Raw genomic sequence first — 18553 nt, forward strand, 5'->3', positions numbered from 1 at the left:
ACGCCAGCATCCAGGTGGGGCGAACTTCGGAATCGGGACACTAGGAGCAGTAGGGGCGGCGTCCGACCGCCCCGCTTTGCGCAGGGGAGGAAGAGCGTGGTCAAGATCAGCGACGAGCAGGTCGAAGCGTTCGATCGTGATGGCGTCGTGTTGCTGCCGGGCCTTTTGGCCGATCGCGTTGGCGATCTCGCTGGCGCCGTCGCTGAGAACATGGCGGCCCCGAGCCGCTTCGAGCGCACCTATCGTCCCGCTGACGGCACCGCGCCCTTCTTCCAGGACTTCTGCAACTGGCAGCGCATCGCGGGTTACCGGGATGCGGTGCTCAACTCCGGCATGGCCGAGGCGGCAGCACGCCTCATGCGCTCGAAGACGGCGCGCTTCTTCCACGACCACGTGCTCGTGAAGGAGCCCGGCAATTCCATGCCCACGCCCTGGCACCAAGACCAGCCCTACTACCTCGTCGAAGGGCAGAAGTCCGTGAGCTTCTGGGTGCCGCTCGATCCGGTCCCCTCCGAGATCGCGCTCGAGTACGTCGCGGGCTCCCACAGATGGGGCAAGGATTTCCGTCCCGAGCGCTTCGATGGCACGAGCCTCTATGCCGGCGACGAGAGCGAGCGCGTTCCCGACATGGCGACGCGCAAGAGCGAGTTCGAGATCCGCTCCTGGGCCATGCAGCCGGGCGACGTCGTCGCCTTCGACTTCCGCACGCTACACGGCGCGCCCGCCAACACGACGTCGAACCGCCGCCGTGCCATCTCCTTCCGCTGGGTTGGCGACGGGGCCACCTTCGTCAAGCGCAATGGCCGCACGTCACCGCCCTTCCCGGATCTCGAGTTCGAGCACGGTGCGTCGTTCGAGGGCCCCGAGTTCCCGCAGGTCTGGCCGCGCGCCTAGCTTTTGCCCAAGCCGCCGGTCTGCCGCAGGGCCTCGCCGAGCACCATGGCCGCTGCGACGGCAATATTGAGCGAGCGCAGGCCCGGCCGCATGGGAATGCGGACGCGCGCGTCCATCACTCCGTGAACGCTCTCGGGAACGCCCGCGCTCTCGCGGCCGAGCAGCAGCGTGTCGTCGCGCGCGAAGGCAAAATCCGTGTAGGCAGTTTCAGCCGCCGTCGTGAGCAGGACGAGTCGGCCGGCCGGCGCCGCCGCGCGGCCCGCCATGAACGCCGCGAACGACAGATGGCGCACGATCTCCACATGATCGAGATAGTCGAGCCCCGCGCGGCGCAGATTGCGGTCGCTCATGTCGAAGCCCGCAGGCCCGATCACGTCGACGGCGACGCCGAGGCAGGCGGCGAGACGCAGGATCGTGCCTGCATTCTGAGGAATGTCAGGCTGATAGAGCGCCAGGCGCATGGTGGGGTCTTTCAGTTCTCTTCGGCGAGGCGCGCGATGCGAGCGGCCGCAGCGCCTTGATCCGGCGCAGCATGCGCCAAATTGCCCATCGGCCATGTCGGCCGACATGCTTGTGTGGGCTTAGAAAGGATGCAAAAAGTACGCGCGTCAAATCGCCCGTTCCGGGGAGGAGCGGGCTCACGTCATGTTTACGGGGACACCGCGTCAGGGATATGGCTGTTTGATGGTGCCGCTGGCGCCATGGGGCAAGTGTAAGCCGGTCTCCGGCAGCGTTCAGCCCGTGCCGATCCCCCGAAGTGTCGTCAGGAACGGGCGTCGCATCCGGAGGGCACTCCGGGTCGAGGAAGTCGGGGCAGGCGATGTCCCGGGGGCATGAAAGAGGAGGCTGATTTGGCGGCCCAGACGGAAGATGCGACACGGCGCGATTTTCTTGTGGTTGCGGCGAGCGCATTCGCAGCCGTAGGCGGCGCGGCGACACTCTGGCCGCTGATCCAGCAGATGAACCCCGACGCTTCGACGCAGGCCATGGCCTCGACCGAGATCGATGTCGCTCCCATCAAGGAGGGCCAGGCGATCACGGTCATGTGGCGCGGCAAGCCGGTCTTCATCCGCCACCGCACTAAGACCGAGATCGATGCGGCCAAGTCCGTCGATCCGAGCTCGCTCCCTGATAGCAGCGCGCGTAACGGCGCGCTTCCCGAGAGCGCACCGGCCTCCGACGCCAACCGCACGAAGGCCGGCAAGGAGCAGTGGCTCGTCATGGTCGGCATCTGCACCCATCTCGGCTGCATTCCGAAGGGCCAGGGCCTCTCCGACGTCAAGGGCGACTACAACGGCTGGTTCTGCGTGTGCCACGGTTCGCACTACGACACCGCCGGCCGCATCCGCCGCGGCCCCGCGCCGCGCAATCTCGACGTGCCGGCGTACAGCTTCCTCTCCGACACCATGATCAAGATCGGCTGAAGGCTTCGCATTCCCCATGGCTCAGCACGACTCCACATACAAGCCCGGCTCCCGTCTCGAGCACTGGATGGACGAGCGACTGCCGATCATGCGCATGATGCATGGTCAGTTCGTCGACTTCCCGACGCCGCGCAATCTCAACTACCTCTGGACCTTCGGCGGCATCCTCTCCTTCTGCCTCGCCGTCCAGATCGTGACGGGCATCGTTCTCGCGATGCATTACATCCCGACCGCCGACATGGCCTTCGACTCCGTCGAGCGCATCCGGCGTGACGTGAACTACGGCTGGCTGATCCGCAACGTGCACGCGGTCGGCGCCTCGATGTTCTTCTTCGCCGTCTACATCCACATCGCCCGCGGCCTCTACTACGGCTCCTACAAGGCGCCGCGCGAGGTGCTCTGGATCCTCGGCGTGCTGCTCTTCCTGCTCATGATGGCGACGGGCTTCCTCGGCTACACGCTCCCCTGGGGGCAGATGAGCTTCTGGGGCGTCACGGTCATCACGAACCTCTTCTCGTCGCTCGACGCGATCGTCCCGGGTCTCGGCACGAAGATCGTGACGTGGCTCTGGGGCGGCTTCTCGGTCTCCTCGGTGACGCTGAACCGCTTCTTCAGCCTGCACTATCTGCTGCCGTTCGTGATCGCCGGCGTCGTCGTGCTCCACATCTGGGCGCTGCACGTCGTCGGCCAGAACAACCCGACGGGCCTCGACATCAAGACCAAGGCCGACTCGGTGCCGATGGCGCCCTACGCGGTCATGAAGGACCTGTTCGGCCTCGGCGTGTTCGTGCTGCTCTTCGCCTGGTTCGTCTTCTTCGCGCCGGACTACCTCGGCCACGCCGACAACTACGTCCCGGCCAATCCGCTCGTGACGCCGCCGCACATCGTGCCGGAGTGGTATTTCCTGCCCTTCTACGCGATCCTGCGCGCCATCCCCTCGAAGCTCGGCGGTGTCGTCGCCATGTTCTCGGCGATCGTTGTCCTCGTCTTCATTCCCTGGCTCGATACGAGCCGGGTACGCTCGGCGCGCTACAGGCCACTCTACAAGTGGTTCCTCTGGTTCTTCTTCTTCTCCGTGCTGGCGCTCGGCTATCTGGGCGGCAAGCCGGCCGAGGGTGTGTACGTCGCCTGGGCGCAGTTCTTCACGGCTTACTACTTCGCCTTCTTCCTCCTGATCATGCCGATCGTTGGAGTGATGGAAACGCCATCGGCCATGCCGCGCTCGATCGCCGAGTCGGTGCTCGGTGGTAGCGGACAGCCGGCTGGGGCCACCTCGGCTCCCGAGAAGCGATAAGGACGGGAGAGCCAGCCGATGACGACCCTTACCTCCGGGATGAAGAGGCTCGCCGTTTTCGCCCTCGCAGTCGTTTCGACGCCGTTCGTGGCGTACGCTGCCGGCGAGGCCATTCACATCGACCGCCAGAAGTGGAACTTCGCGGGCTTCTCCGGTCGCTTCGACCAGAACCAGCTCCAGCGCGGCTTCCAGGTCTACAAGGATGCCTGTGCGCAGTGCCACGGCATCTCCCGCGTCTACTTCCGCAACCTCGTGCAGCCGGGCGGACCGGTCTTCAACGAGGATGCCGTGAAGGGGCTCGCTGCGACCTATCAGATCCAGGACGGCCCCAACGACGACGGCAAGATGTTCAAGCGTCCGGGCCGCCTGTCCGATCGCGTCCCGCCGCCCTATGCCAACGAGCAGGAAGCGCGCTCCGTCCACAACGGCGCCTATCCGCCCGACCTCTCGCTGATCACGAAGGCGCGCGGCGTGGAGTACCAGGGCTCGCTCTTCGCCCATCCCTTCCATATCCTGAAGGACATGGTGGGTGGCTATCAGGAGGGCGGCGCCGACTATGTCTACGCACTCCTCACGGGCTACGCGCAGGCGCCAGCGGACTTCAAGCTCGCCGATGGCATGCAGTACAACAAGGCCTTCCCGGGTCATCAGATCTCGATGCCGCCGCCGCTCAGCGAAGGCGCCATCAAGTACCAGGACGGCACGCCCGCGACCGTCGACCAGATGGCGCGCGATGTCGTGGCCTTCCTCCATTGGGCCGGCGATCCCAAGCAGGACGAGCGCAAGCGCATGGGCTTCCTCGTGCTGGTCTACTTGGGCTTCACGGCGCTGCTTCTATACGGTGCCAAAAGGCGAATTTGGGCCAAAGCGCACTAGCCGCGAGCTGCTGGGAAGAGGTGCTGTCGCATTCTCCTGTTGTGCTCTGCCCGCGGCGGCTCTGCGCTGTCAGGGCGAATGAAATTCCCAGCGGCATAAAGACCGCGGGTGACCTGAACTAAAGAGGGCGGAGAGCTTCGGCTCCCCGCCCTTTGCTTTTGCAGGCTTTGTCGATCGCCTCAGGCTACGCGATGGCGATAGCGCACGGGCCGCCCGATGATGCCTTCGGCCGCCGCGAGGATCGCCTCCACGTCGAGGCCGTAGTGCGCGTAGAGCTCCTGGATCGATCCCGACTGGCCGAAGTGCTCGACGCCGAGCGCGCGCACGCGATGGCCGTGCACCGAGCCGATCCACGACAGCGTCGTCGGATGGGCATCGCACACCGTGATGATGCCGGCATCGCGCGGGAGTGCCGAGAGCAGCGTCTCGATCTGCGCACGGGCGCCGTAGTGGCCGCGTTCACGGGCGCGCTGGGCGTCGTGCCATCCGGCCGCGAGGCGATCGGCCGAGGTCACGGCCAGCACGCCGACACCGCGGCGATCTTCGCTCAGGAGGCCCGCCGCCTCGATGGCCTCCGGCGCCACCGCCCCCATGTAGACGATCGCGAGCGAGGTCGAGGCATCGGGTTTCCGCAGCCAGTAGCCGCCCTCGACGATGTCACGGTTCATATCCGGCGACATGATGCGCTGGATCTGCTCCACGGGCCGCGTCGAGAGGCGCAGGTAGACCGAGCCGCCCTTCTCGTCGTGCCGCCAGCTCTGCCCGCTGCTCTCGCTGCCATCGCGCTGAATGTACTCGAAGGACCAGTTCATGATCGCGGCGAGCTCATCCACGAATGCCGGCTCGAAGGACGCGAGCCCGTCCTGCGACATGCCGATGAGCGGCGTGCCGATCGACTGGTGCGCGCCGCCTTCAGGCGCGAGCGTGAGCCCCGACGGCGTCGCTACGACGATGAAGCGCGCATCCTGGTAGCAGGCATAGTTCAGCGCATCGAGCCCGCGGCAGATGAAGGGATCGTACAACGTGCCGATCGGAATGAGCCGCTCGCCGAAGTGCGCATGGCTCAAGCCCGCCGCCGCGAGCGTGAGGAACAGGTTCATCTCCGCAATGCCGAGCTCGAAGTGCTGGCCCTGCGGTGACATCTCCCACTTCTGCGGGCTCATGAGGCCGCGCTCCTTGAACACGTCCTCGCGGCTCTCCATGGAGAACAGCCCGCGCCGGTTCACCCACGGTCCGAGGTTCGTCGAGACCGTGACGTCCGGCGACATGGTGAGAATGCGATCGGCGAGCGGCCCGCCGCGCTTCGCGATCTCATCGAGAATGCGCCCGAAGCCGGTCTGTGTGCTCGCCGATCCCGTCACGCCGAGCGGCGCCGTCTCCGGCAGCGGAATGCGATCCGCGCGCAGGCCGCGCTTGCCCTTCGCGTTGAAGGGTACGCGCGCGAGATAGTGCGCAATGTCCTGATGCGAGAGCGTGAGGCCGGCGAACGGCTCCCACTCCTCGCCCTTCTGGATGCCCTGCGCCGTCTGGAACTCGGCCATCTGCGTCTTGTTCATCAGGCCGGCGTGGTTGTCCTTGTGGCCCTGGAAGGGCAGGCCGAAGCCCTTGATCGTGTAGGCAATGAAGCAGCAGGGCCTGTCGCTCGGCGCGCGCTCGAAGGCTTCGAGAATGCTCTCCATGTCGTGCCCGCCGAGGTTCGTCATCAGGCGCGCGAGCGCGGCATCATCGCGCCGCTGAATGATCGCGAGCGTGTCCGGGTGGGCGGCAAAATCCGCTTCGAGCTGGCGCCGCCATCCCTTTGCGCCTTCGAAAACGAGCGCGGAATAGAGCTGGTTCGGGCAGTCGGCGATCCAGTCACGCAGGCGTTCGCCGCCGGGCTCGGCGAAAGCGGCCTCCTGCAGCTTGCCGTACTTGATGAGGATGACCTCCCAGCCGAGGTTCTCGAACATCCCCGCGACTTTCATGAAGAGCTTGTCGGAGACGACCGAGTCGAGGCTCTGGCGATTGTAGTCGACGACCCACCAGCAGTTCTTCAGCCCGTGCTTCCAGTACTCGAGCAGGGCCTCGTGGACGTTCCCTTCGTCGAACTCGGCGTCGCCCATGAGCGCGATCATGCGGCCCTTCGGCCAGTCCTGGCTCCAGCCCTTGGCGTGCACATAGTCCTGGATGAGGCTCGCAAAGCCCGTCGCCGCGACGCCCAAGCCGACGGAGCCCGTCGAGAAATCGACGTCCGCCTTGTCCTTCGTGCGCGAGGGATAGGACTGCGCGCCGCCAAAGGCGCGGAAGTTCTTCAGCTTGTCGAGCGTCTGGTTGCCGAGCAGGTACTGGATGGCGTGGAAGATCGGGCTCGCGTGCGGCTTCACCGCGATACGATCCTCCGGCCGCAGCACATGGAAATAGAGCGCCGTCATCAGCGTCGCGAGCGAGGCCGATGACGCCTGGTGCCCGCCGACCTTGAGCCCGTCGTGCCGCTCCACCTCGTGATTGGCGTGGTGGATCGTGTAGGTCGAAAGCCAGAGCACCTTGCGCTCGAGCTCGCGCAGCATGGCGAGCGTAGCGGTGCGGTCTTCAGCGATGTCCTGCATGGCGGCCTCGGAAAATCGGGCGTGAGCGATTAACCGAGAATAGACCCATTGCCGTGGTGAGGGTTTGCAAAGTGCCCCACGCGGCGCCTATAAATTGGCCGATCCAGCTATCAAAGGTGCGTAAAATGGCGGAAGCGGCCAATATCTCCCTCGATCGCATTGACCGGCGTTTGCTCGCCGCGCTCCAGGAAAACGGCCGCCTGACGGTCGCCGAGCTCGCCGAGAAAGTCGGGCTCACGGCCAGCCCCTGCTCGCGCCGCCTGCGCATTCTGGAGGATGCCGGCATCATTCATCGGTACGCGGCGCTCCTCGATCAGAAGAAAGTCGGCCTGCCTGTGAGCGTCTTCGTCTCCATCAAGCTCGACCGCCAGCAGGAGGACAAGCTGCAGCGTTTCGAGGAGGCCATCCGCCGCTGTCCCGAGGTGCTCGAATGCTACCTCATGACGGGACCGCGGGATTATCTGCTCCGCGTCGTCGCGCGCGATCTCGCCGACTACGAGCGCTTCGTGAAGGACACGCTCACGCGCATCGACGGCATCGCCAACATCGAGTCGAGCTTCGCGCTCGGCCAAGTGAAGCATTCGAGCGCGCTGCCGCTCGATACGCGGTGAGGCATTCGCGCCTGCGGCGCGAGCGAGACTAGTCTCGCGCTCTATCGGGAGGGACACCCTCCCGAACCCACCCGCCTTATTTAGTGCCGCGGGCTGCTGGGAAGGGGTGCTTTCGCATTCCGCTGTTGTGCTATGCCCGCGGCGGCCATGCGGACAGCGCTCGCGCGTGATGCCCACTTCCCCTCTCCCCGCAAGTGCGGGGAGAGGGGATGCCGGCGCACTCCAAATCCATAAAAGACGGGGGTTCGGGGGTGTCCCCCGAACGGGTGCAGGGCCGCGGGCATAGCACCGCGCCAGGAGGCGACAGCACCTCTTTCCAGCAGCCCGCCCACAAAAAAGAGCGGCCCTGCTCGTGTCGAAGACGCGATTACCGTGCCCGCCTTCCCCGCAATCGAGCGGATCTGCTTCAATCATTCTGAAGCCGCGCCTTGAGTTCCGCGGGAAATGGCGTCCATCGGTCCCGTGATCTCCGCCGCGATAGAAGGCACAGGACTTGCTCTCGCCCGTTCCATGCTCGTTCGGGACGCCCTGCAGGATCGACGGCTGGTTCGGGTGTTGCCGCAAGAACTGGACATGCTGTCGAGCAAAGTGCACGTCCTGCGCTGGCCGACCTGGCGGATCGGAGATCCCCGCGTCCGCGCATTTGTGAAGTGGTTCAGCAATGAGGCGGCAGAGAGCAGCCTGAGCTAGTCCTCACAGTCCATCGCCTGCTTGGCGATAACGCTCGATGACCAATATGCTATCAATCACACCGACGATCAGATGGGTGCCGCAAGGTGCACGATTGAGGTTCTCAGCTCTTGGGTGGCTGCATGAGTCTCTCAGACTGGACCATTGACAACGCAGAGAGCGCTGGCCTGCGAAGCGAGCCGCTTCGCGATATGATCGAGTGGCTGGATGGGTGCAGCCATGCCAACATCCACAGCGTTCTTGTTGCGCGGCACGGCAGGTTGTTATTTGAGCACTATCGCCCTGGCGAAGACGAGTGTTGGGGAGAGCCGCTGGGAAACGTGGCTCACGGAGCCAACAGCCTGCATGACCTGCGGTCGGTGACAAAGAGCGTGATTTCATTGCTGTTGGGCGTCGCGCTCGACCGCAAGCTGATCAACAGTATTGACGACCCTGTTGTCCATTGGTTTCCGGAATATCCTGACCTGCGCACCCCCGAGAAAGAGCGCATTACGTTGCGCCATCTATTGATGATGTCCGCGGGTCTGGAATGGAATGAAAACGTTCCCTTCACCGATCCAAGGAATAGCGAAGTTCGCATGCTTCGCTCTGCCGATCAGTATCGGTACGTGCTCGAGCAACCCGTTGTGGCGCCTGGGGGACAAATCTGGAACTACAACAGTGGTGGTACTTTGCTTCTTGAGGCGGTCATTGCCAAGGCAGCCGGCGGAGCACTCGATGATGTTGCGAGCGAATTCCTGTTGAGGCCCCTCGGTATCAGAAATTTCGCATGGACGAAGAATCCGAAAAGCGGAATCCCTGAGGTGGGCGGCCTGCGATTGTGCTCGCGAGATCTCGCAAAGATTGGTCAGCTCGTTGTGGATGGCGGAATTTGCAATGGCCGTCAGATCGTTTCGCAGGAATGGGTGAAGGAATCCACGGCAGCGCATATTGGTCCTGCAGACCTCACGTATTTCTACGGGTATCAATGGTGGCTCGGGCGTTCCCTGGTCGAAGGGCGCGAGGTGCCGTGGATTTGCGCAATGGGGCATGGTGGGCAGCGCATCTTCGCTGTGCCATCGCTCGATCTTGTGGCGGTGTTTACGGCTGGACTCTACGCTGACGCAATTAATGGGCGGCTTCCGTTGGTCCTTTTCAATCGGTACGTGTTGGGAGCAGTAGCAAGCTGAGACTAGGCAACCGCTACCCTCTCACATCAATCGCGCGTTCATCGGATAAACTGCAGCTATGAGGCCTTCTGGCCTATTTAGGACCTTTCTCCTTATCAGCTTGATCCTGTCATCCAACTGGCTGAAGCTGAGATGGTCGGCGCTTGCCTTGAATGTCACGCCAGCCGGAGCATGCTCTGAACATGTTTGCTGATCACGACGCCTACATAGCTGCGGCTCCTAAGGAACTCCGCCCTCTGTTGGTTCGATTGCGCGCTCAACTTGCGAGCGCGCTGCCTGACGCCGAAGAAGTCATTGCCTACAATATGCCTGGGTTCAGGATCGGAAAATCCATCATCGCGGGCTATGCAGCGTTCACCAAGCAATGCGGCCTCTATCTATCTCCTTCCGCCATCAAGTCGCTCGCGGACGACATTGCAGCGGCTGGCCTCAAGTCTACCAAGACGGGCGTCACCTTCTCACCCAGCCAGCCCATCCCTGACGGGCTCGTTAAGAAACTCGCCTTGGCTTCCAGAAAGCATCAAAATCGCTGAGCAAGCCGCGGGCATAGCACCACGCCAGGAGGCGACTGCACCTCTTTCCAGCAGCCCGCCCACAAAAAAGAGCGGCCCTGCTCGCGTCGAAGACGCGATTACACTCCCGCCTTGCCCGCAACCTTCAGCGCGAAGGCATAGTCGAGCGCGGTTTCCTTCAGCGCCTCGAAGCGGCCTGATGCGCCGCCGTGACCGGCTTCCATGTTCGTCTTGAGCAGCACGAGATTGCTCGACGTATTGCGCTCACGCAGCCGCGCGATCCACTTCGCCGGCTCCCAGTACGTGACGCGCGGATCAGTGAGCCCGCCATATGCAAAGATGTGCGGATAAGCCTTGCGCTCGATGTTGTCGTAGGGGCTGTAGCTGCGGATGAGCGCGAAGGCTTCTGCCGAGCGAATGGGATCGCCCCATTCGGGCCACTCGGGCGGCGTGAGCGGCAGCGTCTCGTCGAGCATGGTGTTGAGCACATCGACGAAGGGCACGTCCGCGATGATGCCGAGGAAGAGATCGGGCGCGAGGTTGGCGACGACACCCATGAGCATCCCGCCCGCCGAGCCGCCATTGGCGACAATGCGGCCGCGCTTGGTCCAGCCGATCTTCACGAGGTGCTCGCCGGCGGCGACGAAGTCCGTAAAGGTGTTCATCTTGGTCTGGGCCTTGCCGCCCGTGTACCAGCGATAGCCCTTGTCCTTGCCGCCGCGCACATGCGCGACCGCGAAGATGAAGCCGCGATCGACGAGCGAAAGGCGCGTGATCGTGAAGCTCGCGGGAATCGCGATCCCGTAGGAGCCATAGCCGTAGAGGAAGACGGGCGCCGAGCCGTCGAGCGGCGTGTCCTTGTGATAGAGGACCGAGATCGGGATCATCTCGCCGTCGGCGGCCGGGGCTTCGATGCGCCGCGTGACGTAGTCGGCGGGGTTGTGGCCGCTCGGCACTTCCTGGGTCTTCCGAAGCGTCCGCGTGCGTGCCTCCATGTCGTAGTCGAAGACCTGCGTGGGCGTGGTCATCGACGAGTACGTGAAGCGCAGCAAAGTGGTGTCGTACTCGTAGCCCGCGGACATGCCGAGGCTGTAGGCCTCCTCGTCGAAGGCAATGGCGTGCTCGGCGCCGTCCGAAAAGCGACGGATGATGATGCGCGGCAGACCGTTCTCGCGCTCGAGGCGCACGAGGTGGTTTTTGAAAGTCGTGTGATCGAGGATGAGGCAGCCCGGCTTGTGCGGCAGCACCTCGCGCCAGTAGGCCTCCTGCGGCGTCGCGATCGGCGTCGTGACAAGGCGGAAGTCCTCGGCGCCGCCCGAGTTCGTCAGAATGAGGAAGTCCTCGCCGTGATGATCGACGGCGTACTCGTGTCCGAAGCGGCGCGGGCTGATGAGCTGCATCGGGCCCGTCGGATTGCCGGATGCGATGAAGCGCACTTCGCTCGTCTGATGATCGTGCGCGTCGATGAGGATGTAGCGGCCGGACTGCGTCTCGCCGATGCCGACGTAGAAGCCCTTGTCGGCTTCCTCATAGACGAGCACGTCGTCCTCGACGGGCGTGCCGAGGATGTGGCGATAGACGTAAAGCGGGCGATGGTTCTCATCGAGGCGGACGTAGAACAGCGTCTTGCTGTCCTCGGCCCACACACAGCCGCCGCCCGTATCGGGGATGACATCGGGGAGGTCCTTGCCCGTCGCGAGATCGCGGAAGCGCAGCACGTAGTATTCCGAGCCTTTGTCGTCGACGGCATAGGCGAGCGTGCGATGGTCGGGGCTGTGCGAGGCGCCGCCGAGCTGCCAGTAGGGCTTGCCTTCGGCTTCGAGATTGCCGTCGAGCAGCACGGTCTCCGTCTCGTCCGAGCCGCCGCGTGGGCGCCGCGTGAGGCGCGCATACTGCGCGCCGGTGAGATAGCGCGTGCCGTACTCCCAGGGGCCGTCCGGGGCCGGCACTGAGCTGTCGTCCTCCTTGATGCGGCCTTTCATTTCCGCGAAGAGCCGCTCCTGCAGTGCCGCCGTATCGGCGAGGCTCTGCTCCGTGTAGGCGTTCTCGGCTTCGAGATAGGCGCGGATCTCGGTATCGAGCACGCTCGGATCGCGCATGACCTCCTGCCAGTTGTCCGCCCGCAGCCACGCATAGTCATCGACGATCTCGACGCCGTGGTGGACCGCAGTGACCGGCTTGCGCCGAGCCCTCGGCGGCGTCAGCGCGACGGGCTGAGCAAGGGCGGGATCGGCTGGCATGGGAGTACTCCTGGCGCGCGGCGCCTCTGGCATGTGAGAGCCCGCAACGCCGAGCGAGGTGCCGGGCGCCGCGGTGGTGAGCAATTCGCGGAAGCTGCGGGCCGGCGGCGCGGCCCGCCGATCTCATTTCGGCTCGTGCTTGAGGGCCGCGCCGTTGATGCAGTAGCGCAGGCCCGTCGGCTGCGGGCCATCCTCGAAGACATGGCCGAGATGGGCGTCACACTTCGAGCAGCGCACCTCGACGCGGCGCATGAACAGCGAGCGGTCCTCGTGCTCCGCCACGGCCTCGGCGCCGATGGGCTTGTAGAAGCTCGGCCAGCCCGAGCCCGAGTCATACTTCGTCTCGGAGGCGAAGAGCGGCTCGCCGCAGGCCACGCACTTGTAGATTCCGGCCGCCTTGAGCGCATTGTACGGGTGCGTGAAGGCGCGCTCCGTGCCGTGCTGGCGGGTGATGTAGTACTGCTCCGGCGTGAGTTCCGCCCGCCACTCCGCGTCCGATTTCTCCACCTTGTCCGGGCGCGCGCTCGTATCGGACATGATCCGCTCCTTCGCTGAATTTGGCTGCCGTTGACGCTGGTTGCGGCCGACCGGTCGGCACCCTGCTTGGAGTGCCGCGTACAGTCCCGCCAGTCGTTGAAATGTTAACAATCTGGACCAATTCAAGGGGCCGCGCCACCCCTGCTGATCAACATTGCGCGTTGAGCCGCGGCCACTCATCCGCCCCGAGAGGGCGTTTACGGATGACCGCAAGCAAGAGCGATACCCAAAAGCTTGAAAGCTGGTGGAAAATTCTGCAATTCCGACCCAGGATATTGTCGAGAATGCCGCTTTTACTATATTGTGCGCTGCAATTGCCATCTTCTCCGAAGTGGAGTATTGGCGATCTCTGGCCATGGACTTCCCGCAGGCCGGCGTAATTCACGCGATGTCATGGCAACTCTGAAGGGCCTCGATGCCCCGGCTGATGTCGCGACGACAGGAGACGACTCCGATGGAAAACAATGGCGGAATTCAATTGGTGGACCTGACCGCCAAGATCGTCTCCGCGTATGTCAGCAACAACACGGTCGTTGCTTCAGATCTGCCGGGGCTGATCCGCGATGTGCATGATGCGCTGAACCGGGCATCCAACCACGAGCCCGTGGCCGACAGCGAGGAGCTGAAGCCCGCCATTCCCGTCAAGCGCTCGGTGACGCCGGACTACATCATCTGCCTCGAGGACGGGAAGCGCTTCAAGTCGCTCAAGCGGCACCTGCGGACCCATTACAAGCTTTCGCCCGAGGAATACCGCGCCAAGTGGAAGTTGCCGAACGACTATCCTATGGTGGCGCCGAACTATGCTGCCGCGCGCTCGCAGCTCGCCAAGAAAATGGGCCTCGGAACGCGCAAGGACTGAGCTCTCCGCGCGTAAGGATCACATGCGCCAGGGGGATCGCGCAGTGATGACCTCTCTACGACGCAGTGCCGCGTCGTTCCGCCGGGCCGTGCGCCCATGACGCGCCTCGCCCGCTCTCTGGACCATGCCCACCAGCGCTACGACGTGATCGTGGTCGGCTCCGGCTATGGCGGCGGCGTCTCCGCCATGCGGCTCGCGCGGGCAGGCAAGCGGGTCGCCGTCATCGAGCGCGGCCGCGAGGTTGTCACCGGCGAGTTCCCGAGCCGCTTTCCCGACATGCGCCACGAGATGCGCGTGACCGGCGCGCGCATGTCCATGGGCTCCGAGACCGGCCTCTTCGATGTGCGCATTGGCGAGGACATGCACGTGCTCGTCGGGCGCGGTCTCGGCGGTGGCTCGCTCGTCAATGCCGGTGTGGCACTCAGGCCCGATCCGCGCGTCTTCGCCGATCCGATCTGGCCCGGCCAGCTCCGCCAGGACGGCCTGATCGACGAGGGCTACGCGCGCGCCCGCCGCTGGCTGAGGCCCGCCCGCGATCCGCAAGCTACGACGCTCACGAAGTACAAGGCGCTGGAGGCCGCGGGCACCGCCCTCGGTGTATCGCCCATCGCGCCCGAGGTCGTCGTCGGCTTTGCCGATACGGTCAATCCGGCCGGCATCGCCCAGCCCGCCTGCACGCGCTGCGGCGACTGCTGCGCGGGCTGCAATGTCGGCGCCAAGAATACGGTTGCGTTGACCTACCTCCCCGAGGCCGTGCGTCACGGCGCCGAGCTCTTCACCCATGGTCGCGTGACGCATGTCGTGCCGGCGTCCGGCGGCGGCTGGCGCGTGTACATCGAGCGTGTCGATACGCCGGCGGCCGGCAACAGCCAGCATCTTTCGCTGGCCGCCGACATGGTGATCCTTGCCGCGGGGACGCTCGGCTCGACGGAGATCCTGCTGCGCTCGCGCGCCAGGGGCCTCGCGCTCTCCGACCGCCTCGGCGAGCGCTTCTCGGCCAATGGCGACATCATCGCCTTCGGCTATGGCGCCAAGGTGCCGGTCAACGCGATCGGCGTCGGCCATCCCGCGAAGGTCGATGGATTGAGCGTCGGCGCATCCGTCTCCGGCCAGCTCGAGATCGTCGATCCCGACAACCTCGCGAACTCGGTGACCATCCAGGAAGGCGCGATGCCCTCCGCGCTCGCCCCCGTCCTGCCGGTCATGTTCGTGCCGAACGGCCGCCTGCTCGGTGCGCTGCAGAGCCTCGTCAGCGGCGTCTACAAGGGCCCCTTCGCGAGCCTGCAGACCTTCTTCGCCGTCTCGCACGACAGCGCTGCCGGCCGCTTCCGCCTCGATGGTGACCGCCTTGCGCTCTCCTGGGCCAATGCCAAGGACGAGGCCGTCTACCAGCGCCTCGATGCGGCGCTTGCCGCGCTCGTCGGCAAGGTCGGCGGCAGCTACGTCAAGAATCCGCTCGCCGGCAGCGTCATGGGCAACCAGCCCGCGACCGCGCATCCGCTCGGCGGCTGCGCCATGAGCGCGGATCGCACCTCGGGCGTCGTCGATCATGCCGGCCGCGTCTTCGACGCGGCGCCCGGCAAAGATACGAGCGCCGTGCACGCCGGGCTTCACGTCATTGACGGTGCCATCATTCCGCGCTCGCTCGGCGTGAACCCGCTGCTGACCATCACCGCGCTCGCCGAGCGCGCCATGCTGCACGTCGCGCGCGAGCACGCTCTCGCTTTTGGGGACTGATCGCGCCTGCGGCGCGACGGGGCTTTGTTGAGTCGCGCGCCACTGGCGCCGCCATGTCCCTTCTCCCCGTCCTTACGGGAAGAAGGTTAGGATGAGGGGCGGCGGCACTTACCAACGTCAGCGTATGCCGCCGCCCCTCACCCCGACCCTCTCCCCATTGAAGGCAATGGGGAGAGGGGGAAGTTTGGCGCGCCCCACACGATCGCCATCCGCATGGCCGCCGCGGAGCTTTGCTCTGGCGCGCCTTTGGCGCGACACACCACGGCTGGAGGCGGCAGCACCCCTTCCCAGCAGCCCGCGGCACACAAATAAAAAACGGGGGTTCGGGGGTGTCCCCCGAGCGGAGCGCGAGGCCGCGGCCTCGCTCGCGTCGAAGACGCGAAGGTGCCTCTCAACGCGGCGCGGGTCTCGGCACGGGGCGCGGCGCGGCCTGAGCTGGCGCCGGCTCAGGTTCGGATACGGCAGGCATCGCGGGCGGGTTCGCAGCTTCCGGCCGCGAGATGGGTGGCCAGCCGATATCGTCGGCGCGCCCGGCTTTGGGCTCGAGCCGCTCGCCCTTCACGAGCACGCGGAAAAACGGCGTCTGACTCGGGAGCGCACGGCGTTGCAAGGTTCCCGGCGTGGCCGCCATCGAGATCGTGCGCGAGAGCGTGAGGCCGCCCGGGATCTCTCGCACGAGCACCTCGCCCGGCTGGGTCGTGCGATCGCTTTCGGCGCGCCGGGTGAGGAGGGCCATGAGGCTTCCCGGGATGGCCGGACGCGGCAGATCGATCGTCACGTTATCCTGCCGCCCCGACGCGCTGGCATCGGGGAGTGTAATGCGGCTGTTGTCGGCCTTGAGGTCGCCTTCGGAGGGTGCCGCCGCGGGCCTCTGCGGCGTTGCCCCCGGCTTGGTGCCGGCAGCGGCCGGCGTCGTGGCCGCACGCGCCGCCGGCGTCGTGGCCGGCGTCTGACGCAATGGCCGGACGAGGCGCTGCTCGGCCTCGCTGCCCGCGAGCGGGATCGAGCGCTGGGCGCGAGCCTGCATGATATCGCGCTTGAGCTCGCGCTCGACGAAATGCGCGAGCTTGCGGTTGCCGGCCGGCGTGAACGTGATGCCGTCGCCCTGGCGCAGCAGGCGGTTCGCACCGCTGATGTCCGGGCCGTAGGCATCATAGCGGCCGTCCTGATTGCCGGTCGCGGCATAGACGTCGATCATCTTCTGCCCGGCAGCGTAGGCACGCTCGCGCAGCACGCCGTTGATGGCCTGCACATCCTCGTTGACGTCGGGCCGGCGCATGATCGGCAGGCCGACCCAGTACACGGCAATGCGCTGGGCCTTGAAGGCGCGCATGAGACGGTCGACGCGCTGGCCGTACTCCTGCTGCCAGAGCTCGGAGCCGACCGGCGCGCGGCGTCCATTGGGAAGCCGCAGCGGCACGCGGTCGTTGAACCCCGTGAGCACGACGACGATATGGGCGTTGCTGCGCGTGACCTCGCTCACGATCTCGCCGATGTCCTCGTCGAAGTTCGCGCGCATCAGGCTCTGCATGGACCGGTGGCGCCGCTGCACGGAGATGCGCGGCTCGTCGGCGAGCTGCTCGGCCAGGCCGGCGAGGAGTCCTTCCGCCAGCACATCGCCCCAGACTTCGAGGCGGTAGGTGTCGTTCTCGGGAAAGGGCGTGACGTAGCTCGTGCTCAGCGCCGGACCCTGCGCGCGGACAGGGTCGTGCGACGCACCGGCGAACAGCACAGCCAGCATGGCGAGCGCCACACCGAGCGCGCGCCATTGCACGCTGCGGCTCATGTCTGCGCTCGCTCTGTCAGCGCCCATCGGCAACGCCCCTGCGCAGATGCTCCAGCACCTCCTGGCGCGGCCAGCAGCCGACCTTCAGGCGCGCGCTGCGCTCATACTGCCCGATCTGCCAGCGCGTATTCGAGCCGATCTTGCCGTCGATCTTGTCGATCGCCGCCCCGCGCCGCTTGAGCTGCTCCTGGATCTCGGCGATCTCGCGGTCCGGGAGCTGGCGGATCTGATGCCAGGGCGTTGTGAAATCGCCGCCGCCGGCAATGCGGTCCGAGAGATGGCCGACGAATACGGCATAGAGATCGGACATGTTGTAGGCCCGGATGGCCTTGAAGTTCTCCGTCGCGAGGAAGGAGGGGCCGAAGGCGCCGGCCGGCGACATCAGATAGGCCTCGGCGTCGAGATGCGCGCGGGTAAACGGCTTGCCGTCGGCGCGCTTGATGCCGAGCTTTGCCCATTCCTTGATCGGCCGGCTGTTCGCTGGTCCTTCCTGCGCGCAGTCGACGTTGCCGCCGAGATTGACCTCGATGCCCCAGGGCAGGCCCTTGATCCATCCCTTCTGTTTGAGCTGCTTGCCGGCCGAGCCGAGGGCATCGGCCGTCGAGCCGAAGAGGTCGAGCTTGCCGTCGTGGTCGAGATCGACGCCCGAGCCGTAGAATTCCGAGGGCATGAACTGCGTGAGGCCCATGGCGCCGGCCCAGGAGCCGCGCATGGCATCGCGTGGGACGATGCCGTCCTGCAGGAGCCGCAGCGCGTGGATCAGCTCGGCCTTGAAGAGATCCTGCCGGCGGCCGACATAGGCTTGCGTCGCGAGCACGCGGATGACGTCATGGCGCGGGCGATGACTGCCGAAGGCGGTCTCGCGGCCCCAGATCGCGAGCACGATGGCGCGATCGACGCCGACCTCGCTCTCGACCTTGTCGAGGATGGCCTTGTGGCGCTCGGCAAGCTCGCGGCCCTGCCGCGCGAGCCGCAGGATCTGCTCGCGATTGATGTACTGCTCTGGTGTGCGGCTGAACTCGGCCTGTGCCGGCGGGCGCGCCTCGGGCTTTTCCGGCAGCACGAGGTCGGGAAGCGAGAGATCGGGTGTGATGCCTTCGAAGGCGCGGTCGAAGGTCGCGCGCGTGATGCCCGCGCGCTGCGCCTCGGGCCAGAAGCTTTCGAGCCATGTGCGGAAAGGCGGGCGCGACTGGGCCTCGGCGTGGCTGCCTGCCAGATGCACGAACGCAAGCGCCACGGCGATAGCGATCGCCGCAGCCAGATGCCATCCTGGTATCCGGCCAGTGCTCAAATGCCTTTTCCTCTCCCCACGCTCGACTCAACGAGCGCCATCATAGCC

General features: G+C 65.6%; 16 protein-coding genes. 10 read left to right on the forward strand and 6 right to left on the reverse strand.

The annotated features are described in order from the left end of the window. The first annotated feature begins 96 nt into the window (after positions 1-96). Positions 97-894 (forward strand): phytanoyl-CoA dioxygenase family protein, encoded by a 798-nt coding sequence (locus CS1BSM3_RS15815; protein ID WP_072388493.1) that lies wholly within the window; start codon positions 97-99, stop codon positions 892-894. Here the strand turns inward: CS1BSM3_RS15815 and CS1BSM3_RS15820 are convergent. Further along, complete coding sequence (locus CS1BSM3_RS15820; RefSeq protein ID WP_072388495.1) at positions 891-1355, reverse strand: tRNA (cytidine(34)-2'-O)-methyltransferase; 465 nt, start codon at positions 1353-1355, stop codon at positions 891-893. The two genes, CS1BSM3_RS15815 and CS1BSM3_RS15820, sit on opposite strands and share 4 nt — an antisense overlap. A gap of 372 nt (positions 1356-1727) precedes the next feature. Here CS1BSM3_RS15820 and petA point away from each other — a divergent pair, with 372 nt between their 5' ends. From petA to CS1BSM3_RS15835, 3 genes are read left to right on the forward strand one after another with little or no spacing between them, the layout of a single operon-like run. Then, positions 1728-2318 (forward strand): ubiquinol-cytochrome c reductase iron-sulfur subunit, encoded by a 591-nt coding sequence (gene petA / locus CS1BSM3_RS15825; protein WP_072388497.1) that lies wholly within the window; start codon positions 1728-1730, stop codon positions 2316-2318. A 16-nt stretch (positions 2319-2334) separates the two neighbouring features. Continuing rightward, the gene (locus CS1BSM3_RS15830; RefSeq protein ID WP_072388499.1) at positions 2335-3612 is read left to right on the forward strand and encodes a cytochrome b; all 1278 of its coding nucleotides are present in this window, start codon (positions 2335-2337) and stop codon (positions 3610-3612) included. An 18-nt stretch (positions 3613-3630) separates the two neighbouring features. After that, positions 3631-4488: a cytochrome c1 gene (locus tag CS1BSM3_RS15835; RefSeq protein WP_072388501.1), complete on the forward strand. Its 858-nt coding sequence runs from the start codon at positions 3631-3633 to the stop codon at positions 4486-4488. Positions 4489-4667: 179 nt separating this feature from the next. Here the strand turns inward: CS1BSM3_RS15835 and CS1BSM3_RS15840 are convergent, their stop codons facing one another. Then, complete coding sequence (locus CS1BSM3_RS15840) at positions 4668-7073, reverse strand: transketolase-like TK C-terminal-containing protein (protein ID WP_072388503.1); 2406 nt, start codon at positions 7071-7073, stop codon at positions 4668-4670. A gap of 125 nt (positions 7074-7198) precedes the next feature. On the opposite strand from CS1BSM3_RS15840, the gene CS1BSM3_RS15845 reads away from it, so the two are divergent. The 4 genes from CS1BSM3_RS15845 to CS1BSM3_RS15860 all read left to right on the forward strand — a co-directional run bounded on the left by CS1BSM3_RS15845 (position 7199) and on the right by CS1BSM3_RS15860 (position 10076). Then, complete coding sequence (locus CS1BSM3_RS15845) at positions 7199-7684, forward strand: Lrp/AsnC family transcriptional regulator (RefSeq protein WP_072388505.1); 486 nt, start codon at positions 7199-7201, stop codon at positions 7682-7684. Positions 7685-8128: 444 nt separating this feature from the next. Continuing rightward, positions 8129-8374 carry a type 2 periplasmic-binding domain-containing protein gene (locus CS1BSM3_RS15850; protein ID WP_072388507.1) on the forward strand — a complete coding sequence of 82 codons (246 nt, stop codon included), beginning with the start codon at positions 8129-8131 and terminating at the stop codon, positions 8372-8374. A 191-nt stretch (positions 8375-8565) separates the two neighbouring features. Then, positions 8566-9543 carry a serine hydrolase domain-containing protein gene (locus CS1BSM3_RS15855; protein ID WP_174263698.1) on the forward strand — a complete coding sequence of 326 codons (978 nt, stop codon included), beginning with the start codon at positions 8566-8568 and terminating at the stop codon, positions 9541-9543. Between the two features lie 182 nt (positions 9544-9725). Beyond that, positions 9726-10076: an iron chaperone gene (locus CS1BSM3_RS15860; protein ID WP_072393825.1), complete on the forward strand. Its 351-nt coding sequence runs from the start codon at positions 9726-9728 to the stop codon at positions 10074-10076. Positions 10077-10174: 98 nt separating this feature from the next. Here CS1BSM3_RS15860 and CS1BSM3_RS15865 read toward each other — a convergent pair whose 3' ends face one another. Together CS1BSM3_RS15865 and msrB are read right to left on the reverse strand one after the other, a co-directional pair. Beyond that, positions 10175-12295 (reverse strand): S9 family peptidase, encoded by a 2121-nt coding sequence (locus CS1BSM3_RS15865; protein ID WP_072388511.1) that lies wholly within the window; start codon positions 12293-12295, stop codon positions 10175-10177. Positions 12296-12418: 123 nt separating this feature from the next. Then, positions 12419-12832, reverse strand: a complete 414-nt coding sequence (msrB, locus tag CS1BSM3_RS15870; protein ID WP_072388513.1) for a peptide-methionine (R)-S-oxide reductase MsrB — start codon at positions 12830-12832, stop codon at positions 12419-12421. A 454-nt stretch (positions 12833-13286) separates the two neighbouring features. On the opposite strand from msrB, the gene CS1BSM3_RS15875 reads away from it, so the two are divergent. Further along, complete coding sequence (locus CS1BSM3_RS15875) at positions 13287-13691, forward strand: Ros/MucR family transcriptional regulator (RefSeq protein ID WP_072388515.1); 405 nt, start codon at positions 13287-13289, stop codon at positions 13689-13691. A gap of 96 nt (positions 13692-13787) precedes the next feature. Then, positions 13788-15428, forward strand: coding sequence for a GMC family oxidoreductase N-terminal domain-containing protein (locus CS1BSM3_RS15880; RefSeq protein ID WP_072388516.1), 1641 nt, complete (start codon positions 13788-13790; stop codon positions 15426-15428). 391 nt (positions 15429-15819) lie between these two features. Here CS1BSM3_RS15880 and CS1BSM3_RS15885 read toward each other — a convergent pair whose 3' ends face one another. Together CS1BSM3_RS15885 and CS1BSM3_RS15890 are read right to left on the reverse strand one after the other, a co-directional pair. Further along, positions 15820-17214: an SGNH/GDSL hydrolase family protein gene (locus CS1BSM3_RS15885; RefSeq protein ID WP_072393828.1), complete on the reverse strand. Its 1395-nt coding sequence runs from the start codon at positions 17212-17214 to the stop codon at positions 15820-15822. Between the two features lie 16 nt (positions 17215-17230). Continuing rightward, complete coding sequence (locus tag CS1BSM3_RS15890; RefSeq protein WP_244540534.1) at positions 17231-18505, reverse strand: lytic murein transglycosylase; 1275 nt, start codon at positions 18503-18505, stop codon at positions 17231-17233. Positions 18506-18553: the final 48 nt, after the last annotated feature.

The organism is Hyphomicrobium sp. CS1BSMeth3 (assembly GCF_900117415.1).
Taxonomy (GTDB): Bacteria; Pseudomonadota; Alphaproteobacteria; order Rhizobiales; family Hyphomicrobiaceae.

Excerpts from the sequence above, each read along its gene's own strand:
- CS1BSM3_RS15875 (WP_072388515.1), top strand. The coding sequence starts at position 13,287 with ATGGAAAACAATGGCGGAATTCAATTGGTGGACCTGACCGCCAAGATC.
- CS1BSM3_RS15840 (WP_072388503.1), bottom strand. The coding sequence starts at position 7,073 with ATGCAGGACATCGCTGAAGACCGCACCGCTACGCTCGCCATGCTGCGC.
- CS1BSM3_RS15880 (WP_072388516.1), top strand. The coding sequence starts at position 13,788 with ATGACGCGCCTCGCCCGCTCTCTGGACCATGCCCACCAGCGCTACGAC.
- petA (WP_072388497.1), top strand. The coding sequence starts at position 1,728 with ATGAAAGAGGAGGCTGATTTGGCGGCCCAGACGGAAGATGCGACACGG.
- CS1BSM3_RS15860 (WP_072393825.1), top strand. The coding sequence starts at position 9,726 with ATGTTTGCTGATCACGACGCCTACATAGCTGCGGCTCCTAAGGAACTC.
- CS1BSM3_RS15865 (WP_072388511.1), bottom strand. The coding sequence starts at position 12,295 with ATGCCAGCCGATCCCGCCCTTGCTCAGCCCGTCGCGCTGACGCCGCCG.
- msrB (WP_072388513.1), bottom strand. The coding sequence starts at position 12,832 with ATGTCCGATACGAGCGCGCGCCCGGACAAGGTGGAGAAATCGGACGCG.
- CS1BSM3_RS15850 (WP_072388507.1), top strand. The coding sequence starts at position 8,129 with ATGGCGTCCATCGGTCCCGTGATCTCCGCCGCGATAGAAGGCACAGGA.
- CS1BSM3_RS15830 (WP_072388499.1), top strand. The coding sequence starts at position 2,335 with ATGGCTCAGCACGACTCCACATACAAGCCCGGCTCCCGTCTCGAGCAC.
- CS1BSM3_RS15855 (WP_174263698.1), top strand. The coding sequence starts at position 8,566 with ATGATCGAGTGGCTGGATGGGTGCAGCCATGCCAACATCCACAGCGTT.
- CS1BSM3_RS15885 (WP_072393828.1), bottom strand. The coding sequence starts at position 17,214 with ATGAGCCGCAGCGTGCAATGGCGCGCGCTCGGTGTGGCGCTCGCCATG.
- CS1BSM3_RS15845 (WP_072388505.1), top strand. The coding sequence starts at position 7,199 with ATGGCGGAAGCGGCCAATATCTCCCTCGATCGCATTGACCGGCGTTTG.
- CS1BSM3_RS15835 (WP_072388501.1), top strand. The coding sequence starts at position 3,631 with ATGACGACCCTTACCTCCGGGATGAAGAGGCTCGCCGTTTTCGCCCTC.
- CS1BSM3_RS15820 (WP_072388495.1), bottom strand. The coding sequence starts at position 1,355 with ATGCGCCTGGCGCTCTATCAGCCTGACATTCCTCAGAATGCAGGCACG.